Consider the following 16581-nt stretch of genomic DNA (forward strand, 5'->3'; position numbering starts at 1 on the left):
AAAAACTCCATGCGGCGACCTATTTTCCCCGCAACTTCTCAATCAGGGGTGAAAGCAGGGACGACTTTTGCTTCTTCGTTTCGCTTCGGCCGGTCAGGCGCTGGGCGATCTGAAGGAACATCTCGATCGACTTATGGTTGGCCGAGATCTCTGCGATCATCTGGCCGTTATTGGCCGCCGAGCCGAAGATCTGCGGCTCGAACGGGATCGAGACGACCGGCTGGCTCTCGATCGCCTTGGCGAACTCCGCCGCGGCGATTTCGGGCCGTTTCGGCACGCCGACCTGGTTCAGGCAGTAGAGCGGCGGACGGTCGTTGGGGCGCGCGGCCTTCAGGAGATCGAATAGGTTCTTGGTGTTGCGCAAATTGGCGAGGTCGGGCGCCGCCACGATCAGGATGTCGTCCGCTCCGATCAGCGCGCGTTTGGTCCAGCCGGACCATTGGTGTGGAACGTCGAGCACGATGCAGGGCATGGTGGAGCGCAGCGTGTCGAACACGGCATCGAAGGCGTCGACGCCGAAATCATAGACCCGGTCGAGCGTCGCCGGCGCCGCCAGCAGGCTGAGGTGGTCAGTGCATTTCGACAGCAGGCGGTCGATGAAGGCGGTATCGACGCGATCGGGCGAGAACACGGCGTCGGCAATACCCTGTGGCGGATCCTGGTTATAGTCGAGCCCGGCAGTGCCGAAGGCGAGGTCGAGGTCGGCAACGACTGCGTCCATCGCGAGATCGCGGGCGATCGCCCAGGCGACGTTGTGGGAGATGGTTGACGCGCCGACGCCGCCCTTGGCGCCGACCACGGCGATGATGCGGCCGACGGCCTTGGCTTCCGGCGCCGAGAACAGGTTGCAGATCGAGCGCACGACGTCGATCGCGCCGACCGGCGCAAGCACGTAGTCGCTGACGCCGCGGCGGACCAGCTCGCGGTAGAGCATGACGTCGTTGATGCGGCCGATCACGACCACGCGGGTGCCGGCGTCGCAGACGGTCGCGAGATGGTCGAGGCCGCCCAGGAGGTCGTTGCGGCCGTCGCTTTCGAGCACGATCACGTTCGGCGTGGGTGCCGAGCGATAGGCTTCGACCGCAGCTGCCATACCGCCCATCTGGATCTTCAGATGGGCCTTGCCGAGACGGCGGTCTTCGCCGGCCGACTGCACGGCGGCCGCCGTTTCCACGGTCTCGCAGAAAGCCTGGACGGAAACGCGCGGCGCAGGCGCAATATGCTCCTCGGCCGGCGGGAGCGATGCCTCGGTCTGCTCTTCTTGGGGCTGGCGAGCGTAGCTGATCATCTGCCGGTGTCGCTGAGTTTGGCCTTGTCGGCCTCGGGATAGGCGACCGCCGTCGGCATTCCCTTGCGATATTTTTCGAACGCGGCGGTGCGCCGCGCCGTGTAGGACGGCGTTTCGGGCCGCGGCTGCTCGAGATCCGACGGATTGTCGACCATCGCCGCGAGGTTGCGCTGATAGGCGCAGCCGTAATTGTAATAGTCCTTGTTCTCGAACCAGCGCTTGTTCTTCATCGAAGGTCCGATGTCTTCCGGCCACAGGCCGCAGGGACCCGCGACCGCGGCGATCTTGGAATAGGTGAGCCGGATCGGCGGCAGGAAGCGCCTGTCTTCCGGCTGGTAAGAGCGGGCGATGACGCCGCGCGGCGGAACGCCCGCCGCCGACAGCATTGCCTGGATTTCGCGCATCGTGTCCGCGACCGGGCGCGCGTTGGGCGTGCCGGACGGCACGTCGATCCGGATCGCGCCGGTACCTTCGTGCATCCAAGCCGACGCGACGCCCATCACGTCGGCGCGCTGGGCGGCGGTCAAGCCGCCGCGGGCATGGCCGACGAAGACGACGATGGAGCGATTCTGCTCCTCGATCGCGATCGGATGGCGCTGCTTGTAGTCGTCGGGAATGGAGGCCGTGACCGCTTCGTCATGCTGGCAGCCGCCAAGGGCGAGCGCCATGCCGACGAGCGCGCCGCCGAGGTGGATGGCGCGTCTGCGAATCTGGGGTGGTCTAGTGATCGTCATGAAGTCCCCGTTCCGCCTCAGTCGGTGATGAAGCCGTAGGTGCCGCGGTAGTTCTTGGCCGGTTCGGTCCGGCCGGGCACGCCGTAGATGCGGTTGATGTTGCCGAGCAGTTCGGCCTGCGGATCCGCAGGCGCGGAGAAGCCATCATCCGGCCGCGACAGATCCTTTTGCGCAACTGCGCGAACGATGTAGGGCGTCACGATCACGACCAGCTCGGTCGCGTTGTTGACGAAGTCGCGGCTGCGGAACAGCGTGCCGAGGACCGGGAGCTGCATCAGACCCGGCAGTCCGCTGACCGCCTGCTTGGTCTGCTGCTGGATCAGGCCAGCCATCGCCATCGCGCCGCCGGAGGGAATTTCCAGCGAGGTTTCTGCGCGGCGGGTCTTGATCGAGGGCACAGTGAGCGAGTTGACCGAGGTCGAGGTCACGGCCTGGGACAGCGTGATCGCGTTTTCGTTCGAGAGCTCGGACACCTCGGTCATCACCCGCAGGCTGATCTTGCCCTCGGTGAGAACGACGGGGGTGAAGTTGAGCGAGATGCCGAACTTCTTGAAGCTGATCTGGGTGGTACAAACGTGCGTGGTGGGGTCGCACGCATAACCCGCAGGAACCGGAAATTCACCGCCGGCGATGAACGTTGCCGATTCGCCGGAGATCGCGGTCAGATTCGGTTCGGCCAGCGTCCGGATCACGCCCGCGGTCTCCATCGCACGCAACGTGGCCTGCACTGACGGGGCGCCGCCGAACTTGGTGGTCAGGTTGTTGCCGTCGACGAGGTTGTGGCCGAGAGCCGTGAACGGATTGGAGTTGCTGAAGCTGACGACCGAGGTGCCGTAGCTCAGGTTGGCGGTGAGGTCGATTCCGAGCTGCTTGATGATGCTGCGCTGCACTTCGGCGACGGTCACCTTGAGCATGACCTGGTCGCGGCCGCGGATCACGATCGAGTTCACGACCTTCTCGGGGCCGCCGGCGAGGCGCGCAGCGAGGTCGTTGGCCTGCTGGGCTTCGACTGGATTCGCGGCCGAACCGGTCAGGATGATGCCGTCCCCCAGTCCATCGATCTGGATGTCTGAATTCGGCAGGACCTGCTTCAGCGCGGCCCGCACGCCGTTGAGGTCCCGCTTGACCGCGATGTCATAGGCCGCGATCTGCTGGCCGGCGGAATCGAAGAACACGATGTTGGTCTGGCCGATCGAGGCGCCGATGATGTAGGCGCGCTGCGCCGAGCGGACGACCGCATTGGCGATCTTGGGATCGGCGACGAGCACGTCCTTGATGTCGCGCGGAAGGTCGATCACGATCGACTTGCCGACGCCGAGCGAGAGAAATCGCGCGTTCATCTGGCCGTCGGCCGCAGCCTGCGCCACAGGGCGATAGTCGGCGGCGACCGCTGGCGTCAGCACCGGGTTGAACGCGAGCGCGACGGCGGCCGAAAACGACAGGGCGCGGACCACAGGGGTTCGCATCGTCGCCAACTTCGCCCTGCATTTCATATCGACAGTCCTCATCGTGCCTTCGCCGTCGAGCTTGGGATACCGTACCGAATGATCGAAACGCCCTCGCGCTTCTGCGCGGAATCGTCGAGCGTGATCTCGCTCAGCTTGACGTCGACGATGCTGCGCAGCGCCAGCGAGAGCGTGCCGCTCTGGCGTGCGGAGGAGAGCGTCGCGGTCTGCGCAGGATTGAGCTCGAGGGTGACGGTCTTGCCGACCACCGCGTTCTGCCCGTCCTTCTCCTTCGGCGCCTGGTCGATGGCCAGGACGCGGATATTGGCCAGGATGATCTCGGTCGTGATCACATCAGGAGCGCCGCTGGTCTGGTCAGGGTTCTTGAGACGGCGCGTCAGAAGCACGTCGACGCGGTCGTTGGGCAGGATGAAGCCGCCTGCGCCGGTCTCGGGCGAGATCTCTGTCGAAATCGCCCGCATGCCGGTGGGCAGGATTGCCGCCATGAAGCCGGAGCCTTCGGCCTTGACCAGCTTCTGGTCGCGGATCGGCTCACCCTGGATGAACGGGGATCGTGCGATCGAGCCGGTGACCTGGGTTACCCCCTCGGGGCGCTCGTTGCGGCGGATGAAGGTGGCGCTGGCGGTCGCGGATGGCCATGTCTGCCATTGCACGTCTTCCGGCTTGACGGTCTGGCCGAGGCCGATGTCGTTCTTCGCAACCAGGACGTCGACGGTGGGAAGCTGCGCGACCGGAGCCGGAGGCGGTGCAGAATTGTCCGAGCCGCTCGCCAGATACGCGGCGACACCGCCGGCGCAGATGGCGACCGTCAGGACGACAATGCGTGCCCTATTCATACGCTTCACTTTCCAACAAACGCTGCGACGCTGACGCCGCCGTAATCGGCAGTTGACCAGCTATTCGTCAAAGCATGGTTAATGAGGCGTATCTAAATCGCCTTAACGCCGGGTTACCCGATGCGTTCAGCGCAATGCGAGGTGAGCGAGGTCGATCGCCTTCACCCACTCGGTCTCCGGGTAGACCATCAGCGCGCTCAGTGCGAGCGCGATGCCGTAGGGAATGCCGCTCTCCTTAGCGTGCAGCCGCGCGAGCCAGGCTTGGCCCGCGAGCCCGTATGGCAGCGGCCACTGCCGGAACTGGAGCAGGAGTAGCGTCAGCGCCCCGCCGAACAGCGAGGCGTAGAGCACGAAATTCATCAGCTGCGCGAACCCGAACCAGAGTGCGACCGAGGCCGCGACCTTGGCATCGCCGCCGCCGACCCAGCCCATCGCAAAACAGGTGAAGGCCACGACCAGGACAAGCGCGCCGGCGCCGACATGGCTCAGCATCTCGTAAGGTGCCATGCCACCGGCGAGAGCGAGCGCGAAAAAGCCAGCGACCAGCGCCAGCGATACGCGGTTAGAGATCGTCATCGTGAAGAGATCGCTCGCGGCGGCAAACGCCATCAGGGCAGGGAAGAGCAGAAGGCGCGCAAGGTCGAGGATCATGGGCTGCGTCTTGAGGCCTGGGTTTGCCGCGGAGCTGGCGTCGCCAGATTGTAGCCGGCAGTGCTAAACAAACCGAAAACGGCGGCGGTCTCGAGGAGCGAAACCCGCCGAAAGCGTGCTCACCAGAGGAGGGCGATGCGTGCGGCGAGCGCGACCGTCGCAAGCAGCAGGGCAAGGCAGACCCAGTAAGCCGGCGAGCCGGTCTGCGCCGCCTCCGCCACGTTGGCCGCGACCGCGGCATCGGTTCTGTACTTGCTCAACGCCACTGGAACTCGCCGTCTGAAAAACAAAGGCCCCGGAAGTCCGGGGCTTTTGCAGTCGTTCGTCGATCGCTTACTTCAGCGAGGTGCTGATCGAGGTGAACTTGGCGTTCAGCGTGGTGCCGAGATTGTTGACGACGGTGATGATGGCCAGCGCGATGCCGGCGGCGATCAGACCGTATTCGATGGCGGTGGCGCCGGATTCATCTTTCGCGAAACGCGCAATCAGGTTCTTCATGAACAAAACTCCATCTGGGGTGGGATCGCCTCGTTCGGCGTTGTGCTTGACGCAATAACCATGAGATCCGAGCTCTTTCGGGAGAGTTAATTCGATCGGGCAAACCCGCCTGCCGCTGGCCAGAGTGAATTTCGCCTTAAGGTGCGAGCTGCGATTCATTCCGGTTCCGGATGTGCAGCAAGCGCAGCACCGGCTTCACCGTCCCTTAAATTTGGGGGAGTACGCGTAGGCGGGACCTGCAATTCGCAAGAGAGGCGACAATGTCGAGCCTGCCCATGGAAATCGCCCTGATGCTCGGCGAGACCATCGCGAAGGTGATCCCCACGACCTTCGCGCTCGCGGTGGTCTTCACCGTGCTCGAGCATGTCTGGGCCTGCAATCCCGGTGTGCCCTGGTGGCGTAAGCGGGAGATCGTCACGGACATCTGCTACTGGTTTGTCGTTCCGGTGTTCGCGCGCGTCATGCGGATCAGCCTTCTGATCGTCGGCGCGAGCTTCGTCTTCAACATCCATGATGCCGACGGGCTCATCGCCTTCTACGACAATGGCCACGGCCCGCTGTCGCTATTGCCGCTCTGGGTTCAGGCCGTGCTGTTCCTGGTGCTGTCCGATTTCATGCTGTACTGGCTGCACCGGCTGTTTCACGGCGGAGGGTTCTGGAAGTACCACGCGATCCATCACTCCTCGGAGGAGATCAGCTGGATTTCTGCGGCCCGCTTCCATCCCGTCAATCTCGTGCTCGGTACGATCGCGGTCGATGTCGTGCTGCTGATGGCCGGCATTTCGCCGAACGCCATGGTCTGGCTCGCCCCGTTCACGACCTTCCATTCGGCCTTCGTGCACGCCAACCTGAACTGGACCTTCGGGCCGCTCAAATATGTGCTGGCGACGCCGGTGTTCCACCGCTGGCACCACACCTCGCTCGCAGAGGGCGGCGACACCAATTTTGCCGGCACGTTCCCGATCTGGGACGTGCTGTTCGGCACTTTCCGCATGCCCGAGGGGCAACTGCCGCAGGATTACGGCAAGGATGAAGCCACCATGCCGAAGGAAATCGGAGGGCAGCTTGCCTATCCGTTCCGTCGCTAGGTTCTCAAGGGCCGCGAAACGCCAGTCCGTTCAAACAATAGTCGGCGAATTTGCGGAACGTTCACGAATTGAGGGCAGGTTAGCCGGGTCGGCCACCGGCTCGGCTGTTATCTGATCGCTTCTGCCGGTTTGTCACGTCCCGGGGGTAAGAGTATGCGTAAACAACTTCTGCGCCGTCATGCGCGCGTGTGTCTTCTGGTTGCGGCCGCGGTGCTGGCGTCGCCGGCTACCGTCGTTGCCGAGTCCGCCGATACCATCGCCGTCAATGTCGACCAGGCCAAGCTGGTGCGGCTGCCTGGCAAGGTGGCAACCATCGTGGTCGGCAATCCCCTGATCGCCGACGTCACGCTCCAGCCCGGCGGCATGATCGTCGTCACCGGAAAGGGCTATGGCGCCACCAATTTCATCGCGCTCGACCGGGGCGGCGAGATCCTGGTCGACCGCCAGATCCAGGTCGAAGGTCCGAGCGATCGGCTCGTGACCGTCTATCGCGGGATCGACCGGGAGTCCTACAGCTGCGCGCCGCTTTGCCAGCGCCGCGTGACGCTCGGCGACAGCGACACCTACTTCAACAGCGCGATGAGCCAGGCCGGTTCGTTGAGCGGCTCGGCCAGCGGCAGTGCCGGTGCGGGCGCCAAGACGAACTAAGCAAGACAACCAGCGAGTTTGATTGGCGGGTTTGCCGGGGCAAGGATCGTCCCCGCCCGACGCACGCGCGCGAGTTTCTCTCTCCGTGCCCTCGTCTCCATGCCCTGGTCGTTCGCGGTTAACCGGCCCTTAACGGCCCGGGCCGCCCCGTGCGGATCGCCTGAAACACTTAAACAATCAGTTTCCGCTACTGAACATGGCAGATCATTGCTGCTGCCGCTGGGGAATTTGATGCCTTCGCCTGCACCTACGAGGTTTACGCTCCTCGCCACGCTGCGCCGGTTTCGCGGCAGCCGCCGCGGCTCCGCAGCCGTCGAGTTCGCGCTGGTCGCACCGATGTTCTTCGCACTGCTGTTCGCCGTCATCGAGACGGCGCTGATGTTCTTGGCGAGCCAGGTGCTCGAGAGTGTCTCGCAGAATTCTGCGCGCGCGTTGCTGACCGGGCAGGCGCAGGCGCAATCCGGCTCGCTGGCGGCCTGCGCGGTGTCCGGCGTGAGCAAGCCCTGCACGCAAACGACGTTCAAGGCTTACGTCTGCAGCCAGATCCCGGCGCTGTTTGATTGCAGCAAACTCTATGTCGACGTCGTGAGTACAAATTCCTTCGGCGCGCTAAGCCTCACCAACTATGGCAATTCCTGCAGCTTCAACCCGACCGGCGTGCAGTACGTTGCCGGGAGCGGCGGCCAGGTCGTCGTGGTGCGGCTGTTCTATCGGTGGCCGCTCTTCGTCACCGGCCTTGGCTTCAACATGGGCTGCAGCAACAAGCGGCTGCTGGTGGCGACCGCGGCCTTCAAGAATGAACCCTTTTGAGACAGATGGATCCGAGCGCACCGATGCAGGCGATTGCGAATATCTGGAGGAATGCCCGTAGCTCCGTGCGCGACTTCGTCGCCGACAGGCGTGCGATCGCGGCGACCGAGTTCGCGGTCATCGTGCCGCTAATGCTGGTGATGTTCTTCGGCACCGTCGAATTTTCGTCGGCCGTGGCGATCAATCGCAAAGTCACAATGATTGCACGGACTCTGTCCGATTTGACGTCGCAGTCAACATCGGTCGACAATGGCGACCTGCAGGACACGTTCACCGCAAGCATATCGATGATCATGCCTTACGACGCTACGCTTGTGAACGGCACGGTGGTTCAGATCAAAATCGATTCAAGCAGTGTCGCCAAGATTCAATGGAGCAAGTCCGCCACCATTGCGAACGGTGCGACGCAGGCCACGCTGACGGCTCCGCCCCCGGCTCTGGCTCAGGGTACCACGGTCACCTCGATGATTCCGCCGACGCTCTTGATCCCGTCGACCTACCTCATTTTCAGCCAGGCGAGCTACGTGTACACGCCTTCCGTCAAGTTCGTCCTGAAGTCGGGCATCACGCTGAGCGATGTCTCCTACACGCGGCCGCGCCAGGTCACCTGCGTTCCTTACACCGGCGTAGTGTCGCCGTGCTGAAATACGAGAGCAGATCCTGGATTGAAAAAAGGCCGGGCGTCGCGTCCGGCCTTTTCCTTGATTGTTCGCTCGAGCCGATCGGGGCCCGTAAGCGGTAGGCTCAACCGGCGGAGCGGAGATTGTCCGCTGCCGACTTGCCGGAACGGCGGTCGGCCACGATCTCGTAGGAGATCTTCTGACCTTCGCGCAGCGTGCCGAGGCCTGCACGCTCCACAGCGCTGATGTGGACGAACACGTCCTGGCCGCCATCGTCGGGCTGGATGAAGCCGAAGCCTTTGGTCGCGTTAAACCACTTCACGGTTCCCATGCTCATGGGGGTAGTCCCTTCTCAGATAACACAATGTCAGAGCCCGCTTGCGCGGACAGGTTAGATCGAATTTTTGGAAGGGTCGTCAGCGTGTCTGAACCGGCTGTACCGGTGGATGCTAATGTCGTCCGGCCGAAAATCGATTAATTCATTTTATTGGAAACAGAGTCCCAAAACAATGCTGACGTGCACGATTTTTTGATCCGCCGTGATGGTCACGGCGGATCAGCATACAGGTCGGAATTTCAGGTCCGCGCTCGCGCGCTGGGCCCCGACTAGCGTCTGCGGAACTGGCCGCCGCGCTGTCCGGGACGCGGAGGTCCGCCCATCCCGCTCGGACGTTCGTCCTTGTGGCGGAAAATCAGCCGGCCCTTTTCGAGGTCATAGGGCGACATCTCCACCGTCACGCGGTCGCCCGCCAGAGTCTTGATGCGGTTCTTCTTCATCTTGCCGGCGGTGTAGGCGACGATCTCGTGTCCGGCGTCGAGTTGCACGCGGTAGCGCGCGTCGGGGAGGATTTCGGTGACCAGTCCTTCGAACTGGATCAGCTCTTCCTTAGCCATGAATTTCTCCAGGTCGTGGACGGCTAGTGCGAATGGGGTTTGCGGTTCGGTTGGCCGTTCGGCCGACTCTCGCGGCGCAAAAAGGCAACGCCTTGTATCCCATCAGACGCCCCGGCGCTATGCGCGGAACGCTGTTCCGGACGGCCGTTTGGCGAAGAATGCGCCTTGCCGCCGGCGTGGTCGCGACGAGGAGCCTTCGAAGCCTTCGGGCCACTCCCGGGCCGTGCGTCAGCACGCCTGGCGTCGCCATGCCGTCCCTCGCCGGGCCTTCCGTCGCCCTGCTTGGCGGCACTGTGGTGTCGCCCGTCCGCATGCCTTTCGTCGGCACGGCGACCGTCACCGTGGCGTCCCTCACCATGCCTTGCGCCTTGCGGACGCTGGCCCGGGCGGCTCGGCCGACCCTGTCGTTGCTGCTGCGGGGGCGGGCCCGCATCGCGGCGGCCGGCGTCGGTACGGCGATCCTCACGCGGCAGCGCCACCTTGATCAGCCGCTCGATGTCGCGGAGATAGCTGAGCTCCTCGCCGCCCGCGACCAGCGAGATCGCGGTGCCCTCGGCACCCGCGCGCGCGGTGCGGCCGATGCGATGCACATAGGTCTCCGGCACGTTGGGCAGGTCGAAATTGATGACGTGGGTGATGCCGTCGACATCGATGCCGCGGGCGGCGATATCGGTGGCGACGAGCGTGCGGATCTCGCCGGTGCGGAACAGCGCGAGTGTCCGTTCGCGGTGGTTCTGCGACTTGTTGCCATGGATGGCGCTGGCGGGAATGCCGGCCTTCTCGAGCGTCTTCACCACCTTATCCGCGCCGTGCTTGGTGCGGGTGAAAACCAATGCGCGGTTGACCTGCTCCTGTTTCAACAGCTGGGCGAGGAACGCCGGCTTCGCGGAGAAGTCGACCTGGATGATGCGCTGCTGGATGCGCTCCACGGTCGAGGAGACCGGGGTCACCGCGACGCGGGCGGGGTCGCGCAGCATGGCGTCGGCCAGCTCGGCGATATCCTTCGGCATGGTGGCCGAGAAGAACAGCGTTTGCCGCTTGATCGGCAGCTTGGCGACGATTTTCCGGATGTCGTTGATGAAGCCCATGTCGAGCATGCGGTCGGCCTCGTCGAGCACGAGGAACTCGACGCTTCCAAGCTTCAGTCCGTTGCTCTGCACGAGGTCGAGCAAACGGCCGGGGGTGGCGACCAGCACCTCGACGCCCTGCATCAGCGAGCGGACCTGACGGCCCATCGGCACGCCGCCGATGGCGAGCGTCGAGGACAAGCGGATGTGGCGGCCATAGGCGTTGAAACTGTCGAGGATCTGGCCGGACAGTTCGCGGGTCGGCGACAGCACCAGGACGCGGGCCGTCTTCGGCTGCGGCTTGATGCGATTCTCAAGCAGGCGGTGCAGGATCGGCAGCGCGAAGGACGCAGTCTTGCCGGTTCCGGTCTGGGCGATGCCGACGACGTCGCGGCCGGTCAGCGCGGTCGGAATCGTCTGGGCCTGGATGGGGGTGGGGGTGACGTAGTTCTCTTCGGTGAGAGCACGCGCGATGGGTTCGGCGAGGCCGAAATCCTGAAACGAAGTCAAAAGATGGGTTCTTTCCATGTCAAAAGCGGGCGCCCGGCGCATTCAGCGCGGCGCGCGCAAAAGGGTGTCGAGAGGGACACCTGCGTGTTTGGGGTGTCGGATGGCTTGATGGGATGGGGCAAGCCAAACGCCCGCAAGGGCTTAAGAACACGCGGCTCGCAACGGTCTCCTGATTCGCAGGAGGCCTCGGCTTCCATATGGAACATTGAGGCGGCGCTTTCAAGGCACACCCCACACAAACGGCGATCGCGGTGCAGAAATAGTTATGCCGGAAATTTAGCCAGAGCGAGGAATTTGCTTATAAATTAACCTGCTTGCCGCATTCGCATACATTTGAATTGCTCAATGTTTAGGCGGCTTGGTCATGGCGGTCCTTCGTTTTCTCTCACTTTTTTCAACAGAATCAATGCGTTAATAGGTGTCTAATCCATGGCACGGTTCTTGCGAATCCGTTAATCGCAGGCGGCCGTTGGGGCCGTTTCGCAGCGTTTTCACGTCTGCGTCAGGGAGATGAGACACTCATGCATAGCAAATCCACTCACGATATAGCGGCGCCATTTAGCCGCCGTGGCGTTCTAGCCGCGACCGCCGGACTGATGCTTGGTCTGGCTTCCATTTCTGGTGCGAAAGCCGCGGACGACACCATCAAGGTCGGCGTGCTTCATTCCCTCTCCGGCACCATGGCCATCAGCGAAACCACGCTGAAGGACACCATCCTCTTCCTGATCGACGAGCAGAACAAGAAGGGCGGCGTCAACGGCAAGAAGCTCGAAGCCGTCGTGGTCGATCCCGCTTCGAATTGGCCGCTGTTCGCCGAGAAGGCGCGCGAGCTGATCACCAAGGACAAGGTCTCGGTCGTGTTCGGCTGCTGGACCTCGGTGTCGCGCAAGTCGGTGCTCCCGGTGTTCAAGGAGCTGAACAGCATTCTGTTCTACCCCGTGCAGTACGAGGGCGAGGAGAGCGAGCGCAACGTGTTCTACACCGGTGCCGCGCCGAACCAGCAGGCGATCCCCGCCGTCGACTATCTGATGAAGGACGAGAAGGTGAAGCGCTGGGTGCTCGCGGGCACCGACTACGTCTATCCGCGCACCACCAACAAGATCCTGGAAGCCTATCTGAAGTCCAAGGGTGTCGCCCAGGAAGACATCATGATCAACTACACGCCGTTCGGTCATTCCGACTGGCAGACGATCGTGGCCGACATCAAGAAGTTCGGCTCGGCCGGCAAGAAGACCGCGGTGGTCTCGACCATCAACGGCGACGCCAACGTTCCCTTCTACAAGGAGCTCGGCAACCAGGGCATCAAGGCGAAGGACATCCCGGTCGTCGCGTTCTCGGTGGGTGAGGAAGAACTCGCCGGCATCGACACCAAGCCGCTGCTCGGCCATCTCGCCGCCTGGAACTACTTCCAGTCGATCAAGTCGCCGGAGAACGAGAAGTTCATCAAGGCGTGGCAGACCTACACCAAGAATCCGAAGCGCGTGACCAACGATCCGATGGAAGCGCACGTGATCGGCTTCGACATGTGGGTCAAGGCGGTCGAGAAGGTGAAGTCGACCGATCCGGACAAGGTGATCGATGCGCTCCCGGGCATCGAAGCCAAGAACCTGACCGGCGGCACCTCCAAGATGCTTCCCAACCATCACATCACCAAGCCGGTGTTCATTGGCGAAATTAAAGCCAACGGCCAGTTCGACGTGGTGTGGAAGACCCCGGGTCTTGTCGCGGGCGACGCCTGGTCGAAGGAGCTCGACGGCTCCAAGGACCTGGTCGGCGACTGGGTTGGCAAGAAGTGCGGTAACTTCAACACCAAGACCAACAAGTGTCTCGGTTCGGGCTCCTGATCCGGATCTGACGCTCCATTGCACGATCGGAGAAGGCGGCGATCCCGCCGCCTTCTCCACCCTTTTCTGCCGGGGTCTTTCACAGTGCCAGCCAATTTGTCCGCCCGCCTCTGTTCGCTCCTGCTCTCGTTATTCCTGATCGCGTTCGCACTGCCGGCCTTCGCCGGCCCGTTCGAGGATGCGGTCGCCAAATTCGCCAACGATGATTATTCCGACACGGAAGAGGCGATCGGCGTCGTCGCGAGCAGCGGCAATACGCTGGCCTTTCCGATCATCAGCGCGCTCCAGGACGGCCGGCTCATGGCCGATCCCGATAGCAAGAAGGTTTACGTCACCGGCGCGGACGGCAAGTCGATTGATGCCGCGACCGGTCAGGCCGTGGCCAGCGTACCCGACAGTGCAAGCGCGGTCCGCCTCAACAACCGCCTGCGCCGGAGCGTCGATGCCGCGATCGGCAGCCTGACGCTGCAGTCACCGGACATCGGAGCGCGGCTCCAGGCCGCGCAATCCGTCTTCAAGTCGCATGAGGAGACGTCGCTCGAAGCCGTCGATGGCGCGCTCGCCAAGGAAACCAACCGATCCGTCAAGGCTGCGCTCGGCGACGCCCGTGCGGCGATCTTGTTGTTCAAGCCTGACGCCACCGAGGTGGAGAAGCTCGAAGCTGTTGCCACCATCAAGGCGCGCGGCGACCAGGAGGCGATGGCGCTGCTCACCGGCATGGGCGACCAGCCGGCCTCGGTGACCAAGGCTGCCGCGAGCGCAATCGGCTCGATCCAGAGTTCGCTCGCGGTCTGGTCGATGGTGCAGAATGCCTGGTACGGCCTCTCGCTCGGTTCGGTGCTGCTGCTTGCCGCGATCGGGCTGGCCATCACTTTCGGCGTGATGGGCGTCATCAATATGGCCCATGGCGAGATGGTGATGATCGGGGCCTACACCACCTTCGTGGTGCAGGAGGTGATCCGCACCCGCTATCCCGGCCTGTTCGACTACTCGCTGCTGATCGCGGTGCCGCTGGCCTTCCTGGTGGCGGGCGCGCTCGGCGTCGTGATCGAGCGCAGCATCATCCGCTTTCTCTATGGCCGTCCGCTGGAGACGCTGCTGGCGACGTGGGGCCTGTCGCTGGTGCTGCAGCAGGCGGTGCGCACCATGTTCGGTCCGACCAACCGCGAGGTCGGCAACCCCTCCTGGATGAGCGGCGCGTTCGAACTCGGCCAGATCACCATCACCTATAACCGGCTCTGGATCCTGGTCTTCACGCTCGCGGTGTTCGCGATCCTGCTCGCGATGCTGCGCTACACGGCGCTCGGGCTCGAGATGCGCGCGGTGACGCAGAACCGCCGCATGGCGGCCTCGATGGGCATCGCGACTTCGCGTGTCGACGCACTGACCTTCGGCCTCGGCTCGGGCATCGCCGGCATCGCCGGCGTAGCGCTGTCGCAGATCGACAATGTCAGCCCCAATCTCGGCCAGAGCTACATTATCGACAGCTTCATGGTCGTGGTGTTCGGCGGCGTTGGCAATCTCTGGGGCACGCTGGTCGGCGCCTTCACGCTCGGCATAGCCAACAAATTCCTGGAGCCGGTCGCCGGCGCCGTGCTCGGCAAGATCGCCATCCTCGTTCTCATCATCCTGTTCATTCAAAAGCGGCCGCGCGGCCTGTTCGCGCTCAAGGGCCGTGCGGTGGAAGCATGACCCCTCACATGCTGACGCGATCGCTGGACCGCGGCGCGACGATCTTCCTTGCCGTCGTCGTGGCCTGCGGCATCCTCATCCCGCTCTCCAACCTGCTGCTGCCGGCGGGCTCGTTCCTGCAAGTGCCGACTTATCTCGTCGCGCTCTGGGGCAAATATGTCTGCTACGCCATCCTGGCGCTCTCGATCGACCTGATCTGGGGCTATTGCGGCATCCTCTCGCTCGGCCACGGCGCCTTCTTCGCGCTCGGCGGCTACGCGATGGGCATGTATCTGATGCGGCAGATCGGCAGCCGCGGCGTCTACGGCAACCCGATCCTGCCGGACTTCATGGTGTTCCTGAACTATTCGAAGCTGCCCTGGTACTGGTACGGCTTCGACATGTTCTGGTTTGCCGCGCTGATGGTGCTGATCGTGCCGGGGCTGCTGGCCTTTTGCTTCGGCTGGCTCGCCTTCCGCTCGCGCGTCACGGGCGTGTATCTGTCGATCATCACGCAGGCGATGACCTATGCGCTGCTGCTTGCTTTCTTCCGCAATGATTTCGGCTTCGGCGGCAACAACGGCATGACCGACTTCAAGGACATTTTGGGCTTCAACGTGCAGGCCGAGGGCACGCGTGCTGCGCTGTTCGCGCTGAGCTGCCTGGCGCTGATCGCTGGCTTCCTGATCTGCCGCGCCATCGTTTCGTCCAAGCTCGGCAAGGTGCTGATCGCCGTGCGCGATGCGGAATCGCGTACGCGCTTCCTTGGCTATCGCGTCGAATCCTACAAGCTGTTCGTGTTCACGGTGTCGGCCTGCATGGCTGGCGTCGCCGGCGCGCTCTATGTGCCGCAGGTCGGCATCATCAACCCGAGCGAATTCGCTCCGGGCAATTCGATCGAGGCGGTGATCTGGGTTGCCGTCGGGGGCCGCGGTACGCTGGTCGGCGCTGCGCTTGGCGCCGTCGTCGTCAACTACGCGAAAACGTTCTTCACCTCCGGCATGCTTGCGCCCTACTGGCTGTTCATGCTGGGTGCCATGTTCATCCTGGTGACGCTGCTGCTGCCCAAGGGTATCGTCGGCACTTTCAACGCCTGGTGGGACTCGTCGAAGGAAAGGCGCCTCGCGGAGAAAACTACGAGCGCCGCGGCCGAGGACGGCGTCACCGAAGCCAAAATGGCGGAGGAAGCGCAATGAACGTCATGGACACCCGCGCGACCTCCGCGATGCTCTATCTCGACGGCGTGCACGTCTCGTTCGACGGCTTCCACGCCATCAACAACCTCTCGCTGACGCTCGAGCCCGGCGAGATGCGCGCCATCATCGGCCCGAACGGCGCCGGCAAGACCACGATGATGGACATCATCACCGGCAAGACCAAGCCCGACGAAGGCACCGTGCTGTTCGACGGCGTCACCGATCTGACGCGGCTGGACGAGACCCGCATCGCCGAACTCGGCATCGGCCGCAAATTCCAGAAGCCGACCGTGTTCGAGAGCCAGACCGTGCAGGACAATTTGCTGCTCGCGCTCAATGTCGACCACAGCGTCAAGGGTACGCTGTTCTGGCGCGGCAGCCGGGCGGAATCCGAGCAGATCGACAAGGTGCTGGAGACGATCCGCCTCACCGATGCCCGCAGCCGTCTCGCCGGCAGCCTCAGCCACGGCCAGAAGCAGTGGCTCGAGATCGGCATGCTGCTCGCCCAGGATCCGAAACTGCTTCTCGTCGACGAGCCCGTCGCTGGGATGACCGACGTCGAGACGCATCTCACCGCCGAGCTGCTCAAGCAAATCAACAAGACCCACACCGTGATGGTGGTCGAACACGACATGACGTTCGTGCGCGAGCTCGGCGTCAAGGTCACTTGCCTGCACGAGGGTACCGTGCTCGCGGAAGGCACCATCGACCAGGTCTCGTCCAACGAGCGGGTCATCGAAGTCTATCTGGGGCGCTGAGC

Annotated in this window: 18 protein-coding genes; 8 read left to right on the forward strand and 10 right to left on the reverse strand. The window is 63.5% G+C overall.

Annotated elements, in window-relative coordinates; genetic code table 11:
• Nucleotides 1–19: 19 nt before the first annotated feature.
• From ABIC03_RS28490 to ABIC03_RS28520, 7 genes are all read right to left on the reverse strand, one after another.
• Nucleotides 20–1288, reverse strand: coding sequence for a CpaE/TadZ family protein (locus ABIC03_RS28490; RefSeq protein ID WP_275172289.1), 1269 nt, complete (start codon nt 1286–1288; stop codon nt 20–22).
• A complete protein-coding gene (locus ABIC03_RS28495; protein ID WP_275172288.1) occupies nt 1285–2022 on the reverse strand; it encodes a CpaD family pilus assembly protein in 738 nt (245 codons plus the stop codon). The genes ABIC03_RS28490 and ABIC03_RS28495 overlap by 4 nt, the downstream gene beginning before the upstream one ends.
• A 17-nt stretch (nt 2023–2039) precedes the next feature.
• Nucleotides 2040–3515 carry a type II and III secretion system protein family protein gene (locus ABIC03_RS28500; protein ID WP_354063209.1) on the reverse strand — a complete coding sequence of 492 codons (1476 nt, stop codon included), beginning with the start codon at nt 3513–3515 and terminating at the stop codon, nt 2040–2042.
• A gap of 11 nt (nt 3516–3526) precedes the next feature.
• Nucleotides 3527–4324 (reverse strand): Flp pilus assembly protein CpaB, encoded by a 798-nt coding sequence (gene cpaB, locus ABIC03_RS28505; RefSeq protein WP_275172287.1) that lies wholly within the window; start codon nt 4322–4324, stop codon nt 3527–3529.
• Between the two features lie 126 nt (nt 4325–4450).
• A complete protein-coding gene (locus ABIC03_RS28510) occupies nt 4451–4975 on the reverse strand; it encodes an A24 family peptidase (RefSeq protein WP_275172286.1) in 525 nt (174 codons plus the stop codon).
• A gap of 119 nt (nt 4976–5094) precedes the next feature.
• A complete protein-coding gene (locus ABIC03_RS28515; protein WP_275172371.1) occupies nt 5095–5235 on the reverse strand; it encodes a hypothetical protein in 141 nt (46 codons plus the stop codon).
• 73 nt (nt 5236–5308) lie between these two features.
• Complete coding sequence (locus tag ABIC03_RS28520; RefSeq protein WP_106941836.1) at nt 5309–5473, reverse strand: Flp family type IVb pilin; 165 nt, start codon at nt 5471–5473, stop codon at nt 5309–5311.
• Nucleotides 5474–5733: 260 nt separating this feature from the next.
• Here ABIC03_RS28520 and ABIC03_RS28525 point away from each other — a divergent pair, with 260 nt between their 5' ends.
• From ABIC03_RS28525 to ABIC03_RS28540, 4 genes are all read left to right on the forward strand, one after another.
• Complete coding sequence (locus ABIC03_RS28525) at nt 5734–6561, forward strand: sterol desaturase family protein (protein WP_275172285.1); 828 nt, start codon at nt 5734–5736, stop codon at nt 6559–6561.
• A 153-nt stretch (nt 6562–6714) separates the two neighbouring features.
• The gene (locus ABIC03_RS28530; RefSeq protein WP_275172284.1) at nt 6715–7209 is read left to right on the forward strand and encodes a pilus assembly protein N-terminal domain-containing protein; all 495 of its coding nucleotides are present in this window, start codon (nt 6715–6717) and stop codon (nt 7207–7209) included.
• 231 nt (nt 7210–7440) lie between these two features.
• Nucleotides 7441–8019 (forward strand): TadE/TadG family type IV pilus assembly protein, encoded by a 579-nt coding sequence (locus ABIC03_RS28535; protein ID WP_354062988.1) that lies wholly within the window; start codon nt 7441–7443, stop codon nt 8017–8019.
• A gap of 23 nt (nt 8020–8042) precedes the next feature.
• The gene (locus tag ABIC03_RS28540) at nt 8043–8663 is read left to right on the forward strand and encodes a TadE/TadG family type IV pilus assembly protein (protein WP_275172282.1); all 621 of its coding nucleotides are present in this window, start codon (nt 8043–8045) and stop codon (nt 8661–8663) included.
• A 100-nt stretch (nt 8664–8763) separates the two neighbouring features.
• On the opposite strand, the gene ABIC03_RS28545 is transcribed toward ABIC03_RS28540, so the two are convergent.
• From ABIC03_RS28545 to ABIC03_RS28555, 3 genes are all read right to left on the reverse strand, one after another.
• The gene (locus ABIC03_RS28545) at nt 8764–8976 is read right to left on the reverse strand and encodes a cold-shock protein (RefSeq protein WP_007599788.1); all 213 of its coding nucleotides are present in this window, start codon (nt 8974–8976) and stop codon (nt 8764–8766) included.
• A 269-nt stretch (nt 8977–9245) separates the two neighbouring features.
• The gene (infA, locus tag ABIC03_RS28550; protein WP_007599789.1) at nt 9246–9533 is read right to left on the reverse strand and encodes a translation initiation factor IF-1; all 288 of its coding nucleotides are present in this window, start codon (nt 9531–9533) and stop codon (nt 9246–9248) included.
• 23 nt (nt 9534–9556) lie between these two features.
• Nucleotides 9557–11152: a DEAD/DEAH box helicase gene (locus ABIC03_RS28555; RefSeq protein ID WP_275172281.1), complete on the reverse strand. Its 1596-nt coding sequence runs from the start codon at nt 11150–11152 to the stop codon at nt 9557–9559.
• A gap of 479 nt (nt 11153–11631) precedes the next feature.
• On the opposite strand from ABIC03_RS28555, the gene urtA reads away from it, so the two are divergent.
• From urtA to urtD, 4 genes are all read left to right on the forward strand, one after another.
• Nucleotides 11632–12954, forward strand: coding sequence for an urea ABC transporter substrate-binding protein (gene urtA, locus ABIC03_RS28560; RefSeq protein WP_007599797.1), 1323 nt, complete (start codon nt 11632–11634; stop codon nt 12952–12954).
• An 84-nt stretch (nt 12955–13038) separates the two neighbouring features.
• The gene (gene urtB / locus ABIC03_RS28565) at nt 13039–14646 is read left to right on the forward strand and encodes an urea ABC transporter permease subunit UrtB (RefSeq protein ID WP_275172280.1); all 1608 of its coding nucleotides are present in this window, start codon (nt 13039–13041) and stop codon (nt 14644–14646) included.
• Complete coding sequence (gene urtC, locus ABIC03_RS28570) at nt 14643–15821, forward strand: urea ABC transporter permease subunit UrtC (RefSeq protein WP_275172279.1); 1179 nt, start codon at nt 14643–14645, stop codon at nt 15819–15821. Before urtB ends, urtC begins: the two co-directional genes overlap by 4 nt.
• On the forward strand, nt 15818–16579 hold the full coding sequence (gene urtD / locus ABIC03_RS28575) for an urea ABC transporter ATP-binding protein UrtD (protein WP_275172278.1): 762 nt from the start codon (nt 15818–15820) through the stop codon (nt 16577–16579). The genes urtC and urtD overlap by 4 nt, the downstream gene beginning before the upstream one ends.
• Nucleotides 16580–16581 lie beyond the last annotated feature (2 nt).

This window comes from Bradyrhizobium sp. RT6a (genome assembly GCF_040547675.1).
In the GTDB taxonomy this organism is placed as follows: Bacteria; Pseudomonadota; Alphaproteobacteria; order Rhizobiales; family Xanthobacteraceae; genus Bradyrhizobium.

Bases quoted from the DNA above. Each gene is read 5' to 3' on its own strand.
- urtD (WP_275172278.1), top strand. From the start codon at position 15,818: ATGAACGTCATGGACACCCGCGCGACCTCCGCGATGCTCTATCTCGAC.
- ABIC03_RS28495 (WP_275172288.1), bottom strand. From the start codon at position 2,022: ATGACGATCACTAGACCACCCCAGATTCGCAGACGCGCCATCCACCTC.
- ABIC03_RS28500 (WP_354063209.1), bottom strand. From the start codon at position 3,515: ATGAAATGCAGGGCGAAGTTGGCGACGATGCGAACCCCTGTGGTCCGC.
- urtC (WP_275172279.1), top strand. From the start codon at position 14,643: ATGACCCCTCACATGCTGACGCGATCGCTGGACCGCGGCGCGACGATC.
- urtA (WP_007599797.1), top strand. From the start codon at position 11,632: ATGCATAGCAAATCCACTCACGATATAGCGGCGCCATTTAGCCGCCGT.
- infA (WP_007599789.1), bottom strand. From the start codon at position 9,533: ATGGCTAAGGAAGAGCTGATCCAGTTCGAAGGACTGGTCACCGAAATC.
- ABIC03_RS28535 (WP_354062988.1), top strand. From the start codon at position 7,441: ATGCCTTCGCCTGCACCTACGAGGTTTACGCTCCTCGCCACGCTGCGC.
- ABIC03_RS28510 (WP_275172286.1), bottom strand. From the start codon at position 4,975: ATGATCCTCGACCTTGCGCGCCTTCTGCTCTTCCCTGCCCTGATGGCG.
- ABIC03_RS28545 (WP_007599788.1), bottom strand. From the start codon at position 8,976: ATGAGCATGGGAACCGTGAAGTGGTTTAACGCGACCAAAGGCTTCGGC.
- ABIC03_RS28530 (WP_275172284.1), top strand. From the start codon at position 6,715: ATGCGTAAACAACTTCTGCGCCGTCATGCGCGCGTGTGTCTTCTGGTT.
- ABIC03_RS28490 (WP_275172289.1), bottom strand. From the start codon at position 1,288: ATGATCAGCTACGCTCGCCAGCCCCAAGAAGAGCAGACCGAGGCATCG.
- ABIC03_RS28540 (WP_275172282.1), top strand. From the start codon at position 8,043: ATGCAGGCGATTGCGAATATCTGGAGGAATGCCCGTAGCTCCGTGCGC.
- ABIC03_RS28520 (WP_106941836.1), bottom strand. From the start codon at position 5,473: ATGAAGAACCTGATTGCGCGTTTCGCGAAAGATGAATCCGGCGCCACC.
- ABIC03_RS28525 (WP_275172285.1), top strand. From the start codon at position 5,734: ATGTCGAGCCTGCCCATGGAAATCGCCCTGATGCTCGGCGAGACCATC.
- ABIC03_RS28555 (WP_275172281.1), bottom strand. From the start codon at position 11,152: ATGCGCCGGGCGCCCGCTTTTGACATGGAAAGAACCCATCTTTTGACT.
- cpaB (WP_275172287.1), bottom strand. From the start codon at position 4,324: ATGAATAGGGCACGCATTGTCGTCCTGACGGTCGCCATCTGCGCCGGC.